The sequence below is a fragment of the Streptomyces sp. NBC_00483 genome (assembly GCF_036013745.1).
Lineage (GTDB): Bacteria > Actinomycetota > Actinomycetes > Streptomycetales > Streptomycetaceae > Streptomyces.
Window position 1 is genome coordinate 66517 of record NZ_CP107880.1, and the last position, 14152, is coordinate 80668.

The 14152-nt window shown below is 70.5% G+C and carries 12 protein-coding genes; 4 read left to right on the forward strand and 8 right to left on the reverse strand.

All coding sequences use genetic code 11. The features are described 5' to 3' along the window. The first annotated feature begins 2 nt into the window (after nucleotides 1–2). Entirely contained in the window at nucleotides 3–1220 is a 1218-nt protein-coding gene (locus tag OHA73_RS00335; protein ID WP_327653739.1) for a M20 family metallopeptidase, read from the forward strand. A gap of 4 nt (nucleotides 1221–1224) precedes the next feature. After that, entirely contained in the window at nucleotides 1225–2571 is a 1347-nt protein-coding gene (locus OHA73_RS00340) for a DUF3100 domain-containing protein (protein ID WP_266718503.1), read from the forward strand. Nucleotides 2572–2645: 74 nt separating this feature from the next. On the opposite strand, the gene OHA73_RS00345 is transcribed toward OHA73_RS00340, so the two are convergent. The 3 genes from OHA73_RS00345 to OHA73_RS00355 all read right to left on the reverse strand — a co-directional run bounded on the left by OHA73_RS00345 (nucleotide 2646) and on the right by OHA73_RS00355 (nucleotide 6289). After that, complete coding sequence (locus OHA73_RS00345) at nucleotides 2646–2990, reverse strand: WhiB family transcriptional regulator (RefSeq protein WP_371591117.1); 345 nt, start codon at nucleotides 2988–2990, stop codon at nucleotides 2646–2648. Between the two features lie 171 nt (nucleotides 2991–3161). Then, nucleotides 3162–4880: an adenine deaminase C-terminal domain-containing protein gene (locus tag OHA73_RS00350; protein WP_327653740.1), complete on the reverse strand. Its 1719-nt coding sequence runs from the start codon at nucleotides 4878–4880 to the stop codon at nucleotides 3162–3164. 47 nt (nucleotides 4881–4927) lie between these two features. Next, nucleotides 4928–6289, reverse strand: coding sequence for an NCS2 family permease (locus OHA73_RS00355; RefSeq protein WP_327653741.1), 1362 nt, complete (start codon nucleotides 6287–6289; stop codon nucleotides 4928–4930). Nucleotides 6290–6542: 253 nt separating this feature from the next. Between OHA73_RS00355 and OHA73_RS00360 the strand changes: the two genes are divergently transcribed. Continuing rightward, nucleotides 6543–7520, forward strand: coding sequence for a LacI family DNA-binding transcriptional regulator (locus tag OHA73_RS00360; protein ID WP_327653742.1), 978 nt, complete (start codon nucleotides 6543–6545; stop codon nucleotides 7518–7520). Between the two features lie 96 nt (nucleotides 7521–7616). Here OHA73_RS00360 and OHA73_RS00365 read toward each other — a convergent pair whose 3' ends face one another. The 5 genes from OHA73_RS00365 to OHA73_RS00385 form a co-directional block, all read right to left on the reverse strand. Continuing rightward, nucleotides 7617–8429 carry an MOSC domain-containing protein gene (locus OHA73_RS00365; protein WP_327653743.1) on the reverse strand — a complete coding sequence of 271 codons (813 nt, stop codon included), beginning with the start codon at nucleotides 8427–8429 and terminating at the stop codon, nucleotides 7617–7619. Between the two features lie 14 nt (nucleotides 8430–8443). Then, nucleotides 8444–9430, reverse strand: coding sequence for an aliphatic sulfonate ABC transporter substrate-binding protein (locus OHA73_RS00370; RefSeq protein ID WP_327653744.1), 987 nt, complete (start codon nucleotides 9428–9430; stop codon nucleotides 8444–8446). A gap of 63 nt (nucleotides 9431–9493) precedes the next feature. After that, the gene (locus OHA73_RS00375; RefSeq protein ID WP_327658373.1) at nucleotides 9494–10273 is read right to left on the reverse strand and encodes an ABC transporter ATP-binding protein; all 780 of its coding nucleotides are present in this window, start codon (nucleotides 10271–10273) and stop codon (nucleotides 9494–9496) included. Nucleotides 10274–10329: 56 nt separating this feature from the next. After that, entirely contained in the window at nucleotides 10330–11142 is an 813-nt protein-coding gene (locus tag OHA73_RS00380) for an ABC transporter permease (RefSeq protein ID WP_327653745.1), read from the reverse strand. Between the two features lie 19 nt (nucleotides 11143–11161). Then, complete coding sequence (locus tag OHA73_RS00385) at nucleotides 11162–12412, reverse strand: ROK family transcriptional regulator (RefSeq protein WP_327653746.1); 1251 nt, start codon at nucleotides 12410–12412, stop codon at nucleotides 11162–11164. A 301-nt stretch (nucleotides 12413–12713) separates the two neighbouring features. On the opposite strand from OHA73_RS00385, the gene OHA73_RS00390 reads away from it, so the two are divergent. Next, on the forward strand, nucleotides 12714–14045 hold the full coding sequence (locus OHA73_RS00390; RefSeq protein ID WP_327653747.1) for a family 43 glycosylhydrolase: 1332 nt from the start codon (nucleotides 12714–12716) through the stop codon (nucleotides 14043–14045). The last annotated feature ends 107 nt before the right edge of the window (nucleotides 14046–14152 follow it).

The following is a 14152-nucleotide window of genomic DNA, read 5'->3' on the forward strand; positions in this document are numbered from 1 at the left end:
CCATGAGCCAGACACACACCGTCGCCGAAGGCGACCGACTCAAGAAGGACACCTCCGCCGGTGTCTCCACATGGGAGGGACAGGTACTGTCCCTGGCCCGCTCCCTGCACGCCCGTCCCGAGCTCTCCTTCGAGGAGACCGAGTCAGCGGCGGCGATCACCGCGCTGCTCGCCGAGGGCGGGCTCGCGGTCGAGCACGGCACCGGCGGCCTGCCCACCGCGTTCACGGCGACGGCGGGCAGCGGCGACCTGACGGTGGCGCTGTGTGTCGAGTACGACGCGCTGCCTGGGGTCGGCCATGCCTGTGGGCACAATCTCATCGCCGGTGCGTCGGTGGCCGCGGCGCTGGCCCTGGCCCCGTACGCCGACGAGTTGGGCATCACGCTCAAGGCGATCGGCACCCCGGCCGAGGAGCACGGTGGCGGCAAGTCGCTACTCCTGGAGGCGGGCGCGTTCGACGGGGTGGGTCTGGCCCTGATGGTGCACCCGGTGCAGGACGGTGTCTCGTACAACCCGGCGGGGACCACCGCGCAGGCGGTCGGCCGCTACCGTGCCGTGTTCTCCGGCCGTGCCGCGCACGCGGCGGCCGCGCCCCACCAGGGTGTGAACGCCGCGGACGGCGCCACCATCGCCCAGGTCGCCATCGGGCTGCTGCGTCAGCAGATCCCCGGTGACCATCGTGTGGCCCTGTTCGTGTCCGAGGCGGGCGTGGCCACGAACATCATCCCCGAGCGGGCGGTCGTCGACTTCGAGTGCCGGGCGTTCACCCTGCCCGAGTACGAGGCGCTCCTCGCCCGCGTGCGGCGCTGCTTCGAAGGGGCCGCCCTGGCGAGCGGCACCGAGGTGGTGATCGAGGCGACCGAGCCGCTGTACGAACCGCTTGTCCAGGACGACGCGTTGGCCGGGTACTGGACGGCCGCGATGGAGTCGTTCGGCCGTGACACCACGTCCACTGGCCGGCTCGGCGGCGGGTCGACCGACATGGGCAATGTCAGTCAGGTCATCCCGAGTCTGCACCCCTGGCTGAGCATCCCCGGGGCCGAAGTGCCCATCCACTCCCACGGGTTCACCGAGGTCGCCGACACCGACGCGGCGTACGAGCTGATGCTCGAAGCGGCCCTCGCGCTCGCCTGGACCGTCGTCGACGCGGCGGGCGATCCCGAGCAGCGTGCCCGGTTCGAGGGCGCCGCCTACCACCGTGACATCAGAAGGGCCGGGTGACGACATGTCCACCCTCGTCAAGCCGAACGACCGCGGCACGCGGACCCGTCAGACGCTGCCGATCGCCGGGCTCGCCCTGGTGATCGCGCTGGTCGTGCAGTTCATCGGTGAACTCGACATCGACCTGGGCATCGGCTCCATCATCATCTTCCCCATGGTGTGGGGCCTGTTGCTGGGCCTGTTGGTGTCGATCCAGAAGTTCCGGCCGCTGGGCATCGATCTGCAGAAGGTGGCGGCCGCGCTCGTCGGCGTCGCGGTGATGATCCTGGTCGCCCGGCTGGCGTTCAACATCGGTCCCAGCCTGCCGACGCTCGCCGACGCCGGTCCCGCGCTGCTGCTCCAGGAGATCGGGCATCTGCTCGGCACGGTCGCGATCGCGCTGCCGCTCGCCGTGCTGCTGCGCATGGGCAAGGCGACGGTGGGCGCCACGTTCTCCCTGGACCGCGAGCCGTCGTTCGCGATGGTCTCGGAGAAGTACGGCCCCGATTCGGATCAGTACCGCGGTGTGCTCGCCATGTATGTGTTCGGCACGATGTTCGGAGCGGTGTTCATCACGCTCCTGACCTCGCTGATCTCGAACTGGAACATCTTCGACCCGCTGGCCCTGGCGATGGGCGCCGGTGTCGGCTCGGGATCGATGATGGCCGCGTCCTCCGCGAGTATCGTGGCCGCCTATCCCGGCGACGAGCAGGCCATCCTGGGCATGGCCGCGGTCTCGAACCTGATCACGACGATCCTCGGTGTGTACGTCGGCATCTATCTGGCGCTGCCGCTGGCCGACCGCTTCTACCGTTTCCTGACACGTCGTGGGCGTGAGGAGGCGACAGAGGCCGCACCGACCGAGCCGCACGAGGCGGAGCAGAGCGCTGCGGAGAACCGGGCCTTCCGGGAGCAAGTGGCCTCGGCGGCGGGCGAGATCAAGCTGCCGCTCTGGCTGTCGCTCGGCGTGCTGACGGTGCTCGGCATCGGCACCGCCTCCGTCGCTGCGGGGCACATCAGCCTGGACATCATCGGCGGTTACGCCGTGCTGCTGGCCCTGGTGCTGGTCGGGCTCATCCTGGCCAAGGTCAGCCGGAAGATCTCGGCGATCGTGTGGATCACCACCGTCGGCGCGTACGTGTCCAGCCCGTGGTTCTTCGCCTCGGACACGCTGAACCGCCTTGTGTCGTCGGTGGACTTCCTGTCCATCGCGACGATCATGCTGACGCTGGCGGGGCTCTCCCTCGGAAAGGATCTGCCGCTGCTGCGCCGCATCGGTTGGAAGATCGTCCCGGTCGGACTCGTGGCCATCACCGCGTCGTTCCTGCTCTCGGTGGTCATCGCCGAGTTCACGCTCGGGGCGTGGGGATAGGGTCCTTCTGACTGATCAGGGGCCTTCTGACGGATCAGGGTCCGTCGTTCGGATCAGGCCCTGAGGACACCCCCTCACGAAACCCCCGCGTGCTCCGCTCGGACAGGCCGCTCGTGCTCGGCGCGGGCGGCCTCGAGCAGTTGCCGCCACGAGGTGACGGTCGGCCGTCGGCGCAGCAGGGCGCGACGCTCGCGCTCGGTCATCCCGCCCCAGACCCCGTGCTGGATCCGCTGATCCAGCGCGTGGGCCAGGCATTCGGTCTTGATCACGCATCCGCCGCAGATGCGCTTGGCGCTGCTCTGCGCGGCCCCCTCGACGAACAACTCGTCCGGGTCCGTTGTGCGGCATGCCGCCTGATCCCACCTGGAAATCTGATCGTCGCGCACTTCTCCCGCCCCCTTCTCCGTATCGCCTCTCAGCGTAGCCGAGTCGTCACTTTAGGCCATACGTGCAGCTCGCGCACCCCACCCCCTCTGAACACACGGTCAATTGACGATCCGAAACGGACAAATGGCGTGCCGTTACGGGCAGTTCGAGGGGGTGTGGTGACGCACACATGACGGGGCAGGGGCCGGGCGCGACCGTGCAGCTCAGGCTCCCGTCGTCGCCCCCACGGCCTCGCGGCGCACGACGTCGACCAGGGAACGGTCGGTGATCTTGAGGGCGGGTGAGACGGCGAGGGTCAGGGTCGACACGCTCATGAACGGGTTGAGGTGGCGCCAGCCCCAGCTCTCCAGTGCCGCCCGCACCGCGGCCGCCTGGTCGGCGACGTCCCCGGCCGGGCGGGCGGACAGCACGCCGCCCACGGGCAGCGGCATCCGCGCCGCGATCGACTCGCCCTCGGGTCCGCCGACCACGGCGACGCCTCCCCCGTCCGCGACGACGGTCGCCGCGGCAGCGGCCATGGCGGCGCGGGAGGTCCCGATGGTCAGGAGGTTGTGACTGTCGTGGGCGTACGTCGACGCCACGGCGCCGTCGGAAAGTTCGCGGCCGAGGAGGGGTGCGAAGACCGCGCCCTCGCGTCCGTAGCGGTTGCGCACGCGGACGAGGGTGGTGCGGCCCTCCCACTGCACCTCACCACCGTGGACCGGGAGTCGGATCTCCGCCGCCTCGGTGTAGGTGTCCCGCTCGTTGACCCGCATGGCGCGGAAGGTGTGCACACCGTCGGGCAGGTCGACGGTCCAGCGGAACGTGTCCGCGCCCTGCGGTTCGACGTCGACGCGGCTGCCGAGCGGCGCGACGGCCGGAGCCTGCGCGCCCGCCTCCGAGCGCGCGGGCGCGCCGTCCCGGCCCACCACCCGGCCGCCGGACAGCACCAACGCCGGGTCGAACGAGGCAAGTTCACCGCGCAGCAGCACCAGATCGGCGCGCTTGCCCGGCGAGACGACGCCGCGGTCGTGGAGGCGGAGGCGCTGGGCCGGCGTCCACGTCAGGGCCTTCAGGACGACGTGCGCGGGGAATCCGGCGGCCACGGCGACCCGCGCGATGTGGTCGAGGTGTCCCTTGTCGACGATGTGGTCGGCGGCGAGGTCGTCCGTCACCAGGCACAGCGGCGGGAGCTGCGGCAGCGCGAGGAGGGCCTCGGCCACCTCCTCGCTGAGGCACTTCTCCTGGAGCATCATCGTCATGCCGAGGCGCGCCTTCTCCAGGACCACCTCGGTGCGGTTCTTGGTGTGGTCGGAGTCCACGCCGGTGGCCAGGTAGGCGCTGAGCTCGGCACCGGTCAGGTTCGGGCAGTGGCCGTCGAGGACGACGTCCTGCGCGCGGGCGGCGGCGGTGATCTCGTGCATGCGCCGGTCGCCCGCGACCACGGCCCGGTAGTCCATGACCTCGCCGAGCGCGATCACTCCGGGCCAGCGCAGCATCTCCGCGATGTCGTCCGCGGACAGCGCGGCGCCGGCGTGCTCCAGGCCCTCCAGGGCGGGCACGCACGACGGGACGCCCCACAGCTGGGTCTGGGCGGTCTCCCGGCCGGCGTCGATCATCCAGCGCATGGCGTCGCGCCCGGCGACGTTGACGATCTCGTGCGGGTCGGCGAGCACGGTCGTCGTGCCGCGCGCGAGCGTCACCGCGGCGAACTCCTGCGGCGTCAGGAACGCGCTCTCGATGTGCATGTGCGCGTCGACGAAGCCGGGGACGACCAGCATGCCCCTCGCGTCGATCTCCTCGCGGGCGTCGGCCGGGGTGCCCGGGGGCAGCACCGCGCTGATCGTCTCGCCTCGCACGAGGACGTCCGCGGCGAACTCCTCGCCGGTGAAGGTGGACACCACGCGCCCGCCGCTGATCCGGAGGTCGTGCTGCTCACTCATGGGGTCGTGCTCCTTCAGAAGGGTGTCGTCACAGGGGCGGGGCGCCGTCACGGGACGAGTGTGTAGAAGTAGTAGCCCAGCGGGACCATGACGATCCACAGCGGCCAGGGCACTTCGCGGACCCGGCCGCTGACGGTCTTGACCAGGACGTGGGCCGCGAGCCCGACCGCGATGCCGGTGCCGAAGTTGCCGAAGAACAGCGTGGTCGCGACGGTGAGGGCCGCCGGGATCGCGTTGGTCGGGTCCTTGAAGTCGACGTTCTTGAGGGCACCGAGCATGTTCAGGCCGATATAGATCAGCACGGGCGCGGTGGCCGCCGAGGGGATCAGCGTCGCGAACGGCGTGACGAGCAGCAGCAGTCCGAAGCCGCAGGCCGCCCACACGGAGGCGAGGCCGGTCTTGCCGCCCGCGTCGGCCGCGGCCGACGACTCCAGGTAGGCCGTCATCGACGGGGCGCCGACGGCCGAACCGCCCATCACGGAGACCGAGTCGACGAGGAAGGGGCGGCGGGAGCCGGGGATGTTGCCGTCCTTGTCGAGCAGCCCGGCGCGCCCCGAGACGGCGAGGAGGGTGCCGGTCATGGAGAAGAACTCGGACACAAAGAAGGCGAAGATGTACGGGAAGTACTCCGGCTTGAGCGCCCCGAGGATGTCGATGTGGAAGAGCAGTGGCCCGGGCGAGGCGGGGGCGGCGAAGAGGCTGTCGGGGACGTCCGTGACCCCGAGGGGGATGCCGACGACCGTGACGGCCGCGATGGTGATGAGGAACGCGCCGGGCACCTTGCGCGCGGCGAGCGCGGTGAGCAGCAGCAGGCCGCCCAGCGCGAGCAGCCCGGCGGGCTTCGACAGGTCGCCGACGGCGAGGGCGGCCTTGTCGGCGTTGCCGACGACGAGGTCGGCGTCGCGGAAGCCGATGAGGGCGATGTAGAGGCCGAGACCGCCGCTGATGGCGTACTTGAGGTTCATCGGCATCAGGCGCGTGACGAGGTCACGGATGCCGAGCAGGGTCAGCACCAGGAAAGCGACGCCGGACCAGAACACCATGCCGAGCGCCGTGTCCCACGGGACGTGGTCCTGGCCGACGATGGTGAAGGCGATCAGCGCCACCCCGCCGAGGCCCGGCGCGACGACGAACGGCAGGTTGGCGATGAGGCCCATGGCCAGGGTCGCCAGCGCGATGGCGATGATGACGGCGGTGGTCGCGGCGCCGTGCGGCACGCCCGCGCCCGCCAGTTGGCCGGGAACCACGACGACGGCGTAGGCGGCGGCCATGAACATCGAGGCGCCGGCGACGAGTTCCGTGCGCGGGGTGCTCCCGCGACCGCGGACGCGGAAGAGCCGCTCGACGAGCGACGCGGACTCGGGGGCGGTGTCGGCCTGCTCGCCGGACGGCGGAGCGGTGGTGGACATGGGGACCTCGGCGGGATGAGGGGTGGGCAGGGCGGTCTGCGGCGACGTCGGCGCGAGGAGTGCGCGGGGCGTGCGGGCACCCGGCTGGGTACGGTCTCTGCAACCGGTCTCTGCAACCGGTTGCAGAGACCGGTTGCAGGTATCATGACACGGCATAAAGGGAAAGTGAACAGCGGCCCGGAGAGAACCTCGTGACACCGGGCCGGACACCTCGGTCGGGGCTACCGGTCGGGACGGCGAGCAGGGGGCAGCAGTGGCGACGCTCATGGACGTGGCGCACGCGGCGGGGGTGTCGAAGGCCACCGCCTCGCGGGCGTTGCAACGCCCCGACATGGTCGCGGAGGGGACGCGGCTGCGGGTGCGGGAGGCCGCGGACCGGCTCGGCTTCCAGCCCAACGCCGCGGCCCGCGCCCTGACCACCGGCCGCACGGGACTGATCGGCCTCATCGTGCCGACGCTCTCCAACCCCTTCTTCGCTCCCCTGGTCATCGGCGCGCAGCAGGCGGCGGAGGACACCGAGAGCCATCTGCTCATCGCGGTGTCCGAGTACGACGCGGAGCGCGAGGCCGCGCTCGCCGACCGGCTGTCCGAGCAGGCCGACGGGCTGATCATGGTGACTCCGGTGGGCACGGACGCGGCGCTGCGCGAGCGGTTCAAGCGCAGGCCGCTGGTGCTCGTCGACCGTCAGGTGGGGCGGCTGCCCGCCGTCGTCGCCGACACCGCGGCGGGCCTGGCCGAACTCCTCGGCCATCTGCTGGACCTCGGCCACCGCGAGATCGCCTACGTGTCCGGGCCCGCGGGCTCCTGGGCGGACGAGCAGCGGCGCGCGGCGCTCACCGCGCAGGCTTCAGAGGCGGGCGCCCGCGTGCATGTGCTGGGCCCGCTGCCGCCCACGTTCGACGCGGGCATCGAGGCCTCGCGCGCTCTGCCCGGAGCGGCCACGGCCGTTCTCGCGTACAACAGCTATCTCGCGCTGGGCCTGCTGCACGGGCTCGGCACGACAGGGCGGCGCGTCCCCGAGGACATCAGCCTGGCGGCGGCCGACGACCTGAGCACGCTCGGGGCGACGACTCCGCCGGTGACCGCGCTGGACGTGCCGTTGCGGGAGGTCGGCACGCTCGCCGTCACCCGCCTCCACGAACTGATCGGCGGGCAGCGGCGCACGGTGACGTCCCGGGTGCCCGCGTCGCCGGTGCTCCGCGCGTCGACGGCGGCGCCGCGGGTGTCCTGAGGGGCGCTGCCGCGGGTGCCCTGAGAGGGCGTCGCCGCGGGTGTCCTGAGAGGTCGGCGCCGCAGGGTCCTGAAGGCGCGGCGTCAGCGAGCCGGCTCAGTGGCTCAGCGCCGCCGGGGCCGCCGCCAGCTCCAGTGTGTCGCCGACCGCGATCCGGCCCGGTGTCACCACGTCCGCGTACACACCGAACAACACGCCCCGGCCCAAGGTGCTCTGGCCGAGCCCCCGGTAGCCCTTGATCAGGGACAGTGCCCGCACTCCCCCGGAGCCGTCGACCGGGTCGCGGTTCACCGCGCCGCACCGCTTCACCGGGCCCTCGACGCGCAGCTCCGCCCCGCCGACGCGCACCGTCCGCCCCTCCCAGGTGTCCTCGGCGTGGGGTTCGCCGCCGGAGAAGCCGAGCGTCATGCGGAAGCGCCGTTTGTCGACAGCGTCGAGGTCGGACCTGCGGGTCAGTTCGTCCACGGAGGCGTCGCCGAGGAGCGTGACGGGCCGCAGGTCCACTCCGCCGTTGTCGGCGTCGGGGTGCACCAGCCGCACCGGCTGTCCCACACGGTCCGAGAAGAGCTCGGCCCACGGCCCCTCGACCACACGTCCGGGCACCGTGTGATGCCGGAAGAAGTCGACCTCCAGGGCGTCACCGAGGCGCACCTCGCCGGTGACCGCCGTGCCGTCCGGGCAGGTCACGGTCAGGACGCCGGACTCCGCCGCGTAGTGGGCGGTGTATTCGGCCCAGGCTCCCGTGCGGGTCATGGACAGCAGGTTGCCCTCGGCGTCCACCATGAGAAAGGACCGGTCGCCCGCGACCCCCGTTCTCGTCAGCTCGACCTCGTCGCGCCGCACGACCCCAAGTCCCTTGATGGCGGTGGTCGTCAGCGAAGTGACCTGGAGTGCTGGAACGGGTGTCATGCGTCGGTGCTCCCCTACTTGGCGTACGTCTCCGAGTACAGATCGGCCACGTAATACTTCCCCGGGTCGGTGTTGTCGTCCAGTTGCTTGTTGCGGACGAAGAAGTCGCCGAGATCCTTCAGCCAGGTGTCCACCTCACCGCTCTTGGTCTTGGCGACCAGGTCCTTCGTGGAGAGCGTTTCCACGTGGGAGGCGTCGGCCTTGGCCTGGGCCTTGGTGACCTGGAGCATCTTGGCGGTGAGCTTGATGGTCTCCTCGGGGTGTTCCTGGCGCCAGTCGTTGGCCTGCTGGAGCACCTTGATGACCTTCTTGTTCTTGGCCTCCGGCACCTTGTTGCCGGCGACGAACGCCGTGGGGAAGGAGTCCTTGGTGTCCTTGGTGCTCGCTATCTCGTGCAGGCCAGGGACCTTCTTCCTGATGGTGTCGATGGCGGGGTAGAAGAAGCCGGCGCCGTCGATCTTTCCGGAGGAGAAGGCGGAGACGATGGTGGACGGGTCCATGTTGACCTTGGTGATGTCCTTCGTGGTCATCCCGGCCTTCGCCAGCGCGATGTTGAGGATCATGTCCCCGGAGGTGCCTTCGGGCACGCCGACCCGCTTGCCCTTGAGGTCCTTCATGGACTTCATGCCGGGCTGGCCGATGACACGGTCCGCGTAGGTGAGGGTGTCGATGGCGATGACCTTGGACTTGCCCGACGCGGGCAGCCACATGGCACCGGGACCGATGTAGCCGTAGTCGAGGCTGTCGGCGCTGAGCGCCTGGATCTGCACCGGACCGTTGTTGAACGCCCTCACCTTCGCGGTGAGGTCCGCCTTCTTCCACAGGCCCTGCTTCTCGGCGATCGCGAGCAGGCTGGCGCCGTTGTAGTCGGCGATGTAGCCGAAGCGGACCGTGTTGTCGTCTCCAGAGCCGCTGCCCGAGCAGGCGGTGACGGAGAGCGAGAGCATCAGGGCGGCGGGGAGCGCCGTGAGCGTGGTGCGCCTGATCCTGCTTCTGGGCATGCTGGAAGTCCTCTCGGGTGGTGCACGTCATCTACGGGGCGGGAGAGCGCGGGTGATGGTGTGTCAGGAGGCGCCGGCCGGTGCGTCCTGGTGGTAGACCGAGGTCCACACCTCGTTGCGGATGCGCCGGAACTCGGGCGACAGCCGGATCTGTTCGGTGCGCGGGTAGGGCAGGTCGACCTCGACGACGCGGTGGATGCGGCCGGGCCTCGCGGCCATCACCACGACGCGGCTGGCGAGGTAGACCGCCTCGTCCACGTCGTGGGTGATGAACAGGACGGTGCGCTTCTCCTGGCTCCAGGTCGCGAGGAGCTGGTCCTGCAGCTGCACCCGGGTCAGGGCGTCGAGAGCGCCGAACGGCTCGTCCATCAGCAGGACTTGAGGGTCCACCGCGTAGGCGCGGGCGATGGCGCAGCGCTGCTTCATTCCGCCGGACAGCGTCTTGGGCAGGGCGTCGGCGAACTCGTCGAGTCCTACGAGGGCGATGGCCGCCGCGGCGCGGCGGCGGCGCTCCGCTGTGGGCACGGAGGCCAACTTCAGCCCGAACTCGACGTTCTGGCGGACCGTCAGCCACGGGAACAGTGCGTACTGCTGGAAGATCACGCCCCGGTCGGGTCCCGGTCCCGACACGGGCGTGCCGTCGACCAGGACGGCGCCCGAGTCGGGTTCCTGGAGTCCGGCGGCCATGCTCATCAGGGTGGACTTTCCGCATCCTGAAGGGCCGACGACCGTGACGAACTCCTGGTCGGCGATGTCCAGATCGATCCCGTCCAGCGCGGTGAAGGTGGTCCCCTTGAGCGGGAAGGTCTTCACCACGTCCCGAAAACTGATCTTGCTGTCCATCGTTCCTTCGTGCGCCGCCCTGCCGTGCATCGTTCCGTCGTGCACTGCCTTGCCGTTCATCGACGCTCCTGCCAGCCGGTGAGCCGCCGTTCGGCCAGCAGCAGTAGCCGGTCCATGACGAGCCCGAGCACACCGATAGTGATCAGGGACACGAAGATCGTGTCCATTTCGAACCAGGTGGACGCCTTCTGCATCCGGTAGCCCAACCCCTCCTGCGCGCCGATGAGTTCGGCGGCGACCACGGTCGCCCAGGACGCGCCGAGACCGATGCGCATGCCGACGAGGATGAACGGGGTGGAGGCGGGGACGACCACCTTGGCGAAGATGGTCCGGTCCGAGGCGCCGAGCACCCGGGCCGCGTTGATCAGTGTCTTGTCGACGTCGACGACCCCTTGGAAGGAGGAGACGACGCAGGCCATGAATGACGCCAGGAAGATCACGGCGATCTTCGGCACCTCTCCGATGCCGAGGAGCACCACGGCCAGCGGGATCAGCGCGAGCGGCGGGATGGTGCGGAAGAACTGGATGTACGGCTCGACCAGGGCGCGCACCGTCGGGTACCAGCCCATGAGGAAGCCGACCGGCACCGCCGCGAGCACGCCGAGGGCGTAGCCGGACAGGACCCGGCGCAGGCTGGCGAGGGTGTCGTCGGCCAGGGTGCCGTCGGAGATCATGGTGCCGGCCTTCTCGGCCACGGCCGCCGGTGTGGGCAGGTTCTCGACCCAGCCGAGGGCGGCCACGACGGCCCATACGGCGATTCCTGCCGCCACGGCCACGACGTTCAGGATCAGGGGTCGGCCGCGGCCGCGGTGCGGTTGCTGCCGCCGGGTCTCGGCGGTGGTCTTCTGAGCGGGGGTGATCACAGCCATGGATTCCTCGCTGATGGCTTCACGCGTGCTCCTCGGAGACAGGCTGCGGGTACTGGGTGAGCAGGGGGGATTCGTGGAGGACGAGGGCGATGCCGCCGAGAGCGCTACCGGCCTCGCCGAGCGTCGCGCGGCGCAGGTCCACGTGGTGCTGGGCCATCGGCATCAGGTGTCGGCGCAGGGCCCGTTCGACCGGGTCGAGGAGCGCGGGGCCCGCCTCGGCGAGTTCGCCGCCGACGACGATGACGCCCGCGCCGACGACGTGACAGACCGCGGCCAGCACGCCGCCGACATCGCTGCCGACGTGCTCGAGGACCGCCAGGGCCGTCGGTTCGGAGGCGGCGACCGCTTCGAGGAACCCGGCGAGATCCTCGGCCGGGCCACCGGATTCGCGGTAGCGGCTCAGTACGGCGTCGAGCGAGGCGCGGGTCTCCAGGCAGCCGGTGCCGCCGCACTCGCAGGTGCGGCCGCCCACCGGGTCCACGGTGATGTGTCCGAACTCGCCGGACAGGCCGTAGCGGCCGCGGTGCAGCGCGCCGCCCACGACCAGGCCGCCGCCGACACCGTGCGAAAGGCGCAGGTAGAGCACGTCGCTGCTGTCGGCCGCCGCGCCCCAGACGGCTTCGGCGAGGGCGGCGAGCCGGGTGTTGTTGTCCAGCAGGACCGGCACACCGAACCGTTTGCGCAGCAGGTCGGGCAGGCCGTCGATGCCCTGGGCGTGGGCGTGTTCGCTGCCGGGGTCGGCGATCGGCCCGACGACACCGACCCCGATCGCGGTGAGTGCGTCGAGGTGCACGCCGGAGGACCGGCCCTGACCACCGGCCTCGCCCTCATCGGCATCGGGCGGGCCGGTGGCCAGGGCGTCGAGGAGCCGTTCCGCGTGCTCGACGCGTTCGGGCCAGGAGAGGTCCGGTGCGTGCGACTCGCTCGCCGAACCGACCACTTCATGGGCGAAGTTGACGGCCGCGACGTGTACGGCGCGGCGCGCGAAGTCGATGCCGACCGCCTCGCCCGCGGCCGGGTTGAGGCTGAGCTTCTCCACCGGGCGGCCGCGCTTGCGCGCCTCCACCTGCGGAGTGCTCGCGACCACGGCGCCACTGCCCACCAGGGCGGCGACGATGTCGTGGAGCGTGGTGCGGGAGAGCCCGCTGCGGATGCTCAACTCGGCGCGGCTCAGCGGGCCCTGCTTGCGCAGCAGCTCGAGGACGGACTGCTCGTGGCCGCGCCGGAGCCGCGTCAGCGGGCCGTCGTGTTCGTGCATGCCGCACAGCATGTGAGGGCCGACGATTTTCGTCAATGAGTCGGAACGAAATACTCGCGACGCCCCGTTCCGCAACACCACTCCCCCGCACTGGACTTGACCTGCGACGACGCAGGAAGACGCCGCGGGCGGGCAGGTCACGTCACGTTCGAGGAACGCCATACGACTGCAACATTCGCCGCTGACCAGCGCCCTCGTCACCGTCGGATCGCCACTCGCGTACCCATTTATGTAGGTGCTCTTGACTTAAATCGTGACCCCGCTGAAGCATGCTGCACACACCCGAGACCGACCAGCCGAGGAGCCACGCCTGATGACCCGGGACGAGACGAACGCAGCGCACATCGGCCGCCGCGGAGTGCTGGCCGGCATCGCCGGAACCATGGGGGCGGTGGCGCTCCCCGCGGGCTCCGCGCTCGCACAACCCGTCCAGCCCCCGCGGCCCGCGGCGGGGCGGAAGTATCCGCCCAACTGGCCCGCCCTCGAACCGTACGGGCTCGCGGACACCCGCAAGGACCTCTGGCCGCGCGAGGACAACTCCTTCGTCCTGCCGCTCGAACTGCGCCCGCGCGACAAGGAGTTGGGGCGCGTCTGGATGCGCGACACCTACGTCAACTGCTTCGTCGTCGACGGCCGTCCGCTCTACGTGGCCACCGGCACCACCCGGGTGCCAGGGCTCTCGGCGGCCGGTCCCTGGAACGACGGCATCTTCGTGTGGACCGCCCCGTCGCTGCACGGCCCGTGGCGCCTCGCCGACACCACCGGCATCCGACCCGGTGCCGAGCGCGGCAAGGTCTGGTCGCCGGAGTTCGTGGACGAGAACCGGCCGGGGCGCACGGTGGTCGCACCGTGGCAGGAGTACTGGCACGACGAGCAGTTCGGCAAGCGCGCCAACGCCTGGGCGCCCGAGCTGCACCGCTTCCGCGGCAAGTGGTACATCGTCGCGTGCATGGGCGACCACTCCAAGCTGGTCGGCTCCTTCATGCTGGTGAGCGACGGCGGGGTCGAGGGTCCCTACCGGCTCGTCGACGGCAATCTCGACAAGCCGTTCGGCGACTCGTTCATCGGCGGCCCCTCGTTCATCAAGCCGGGTGCGTACCACCACATCGACGGCGGCCTCTACACGGAGGGCGACGACGCGTGGCTGGTCCTGCACAACAACCTGTACGCCAAGTTCCGTCCGGACATGGAGGACATCGTCCCGACGACGAACCTCCCGGCGTTCCAGCAGACCCCGTACTCGCCCGAGCCGTACCTGGAGGGCGCGTACGTCTTCAAGTACGGCGGCAAGTACTTCCTGGTGCACGCGGCGTGGGACCGCACCTCAGAGGGCACGGACGGGAGTACGCGTTACGCCTACGATCCGGCCGGCACCGGCCGCACGCAGTACCAGTACGACGCCGTCGTCGCCGTGGCCGACCGTCTGGAGGGCCCGTACTCCAAGCGCTGGACCGCGGGCGTCGGCGCCGGGCACAACAACTTCTTCGAGGACCACCACGGCGGCCTGTGGGCGACGTTCTTCCGCAACCCCGCCTTCGGCTACTGGGCCGACCCGTCCAGGTCGGGCGACGCCGCGGTGGCCGGTGTCGTACGCCTGGAGTGGACCGGACCGCAGGGCAATCGCCTGTACGTGAAGCGGACCTAAATTGGACTCGATCCAAACTGGGACGTACCTTAGAAGAAGCCGAGGTACATATCAGCGCAGCCAGTGACGCCTGCCACCTCCGGTAACAAATCACCACGGAGGCCCCC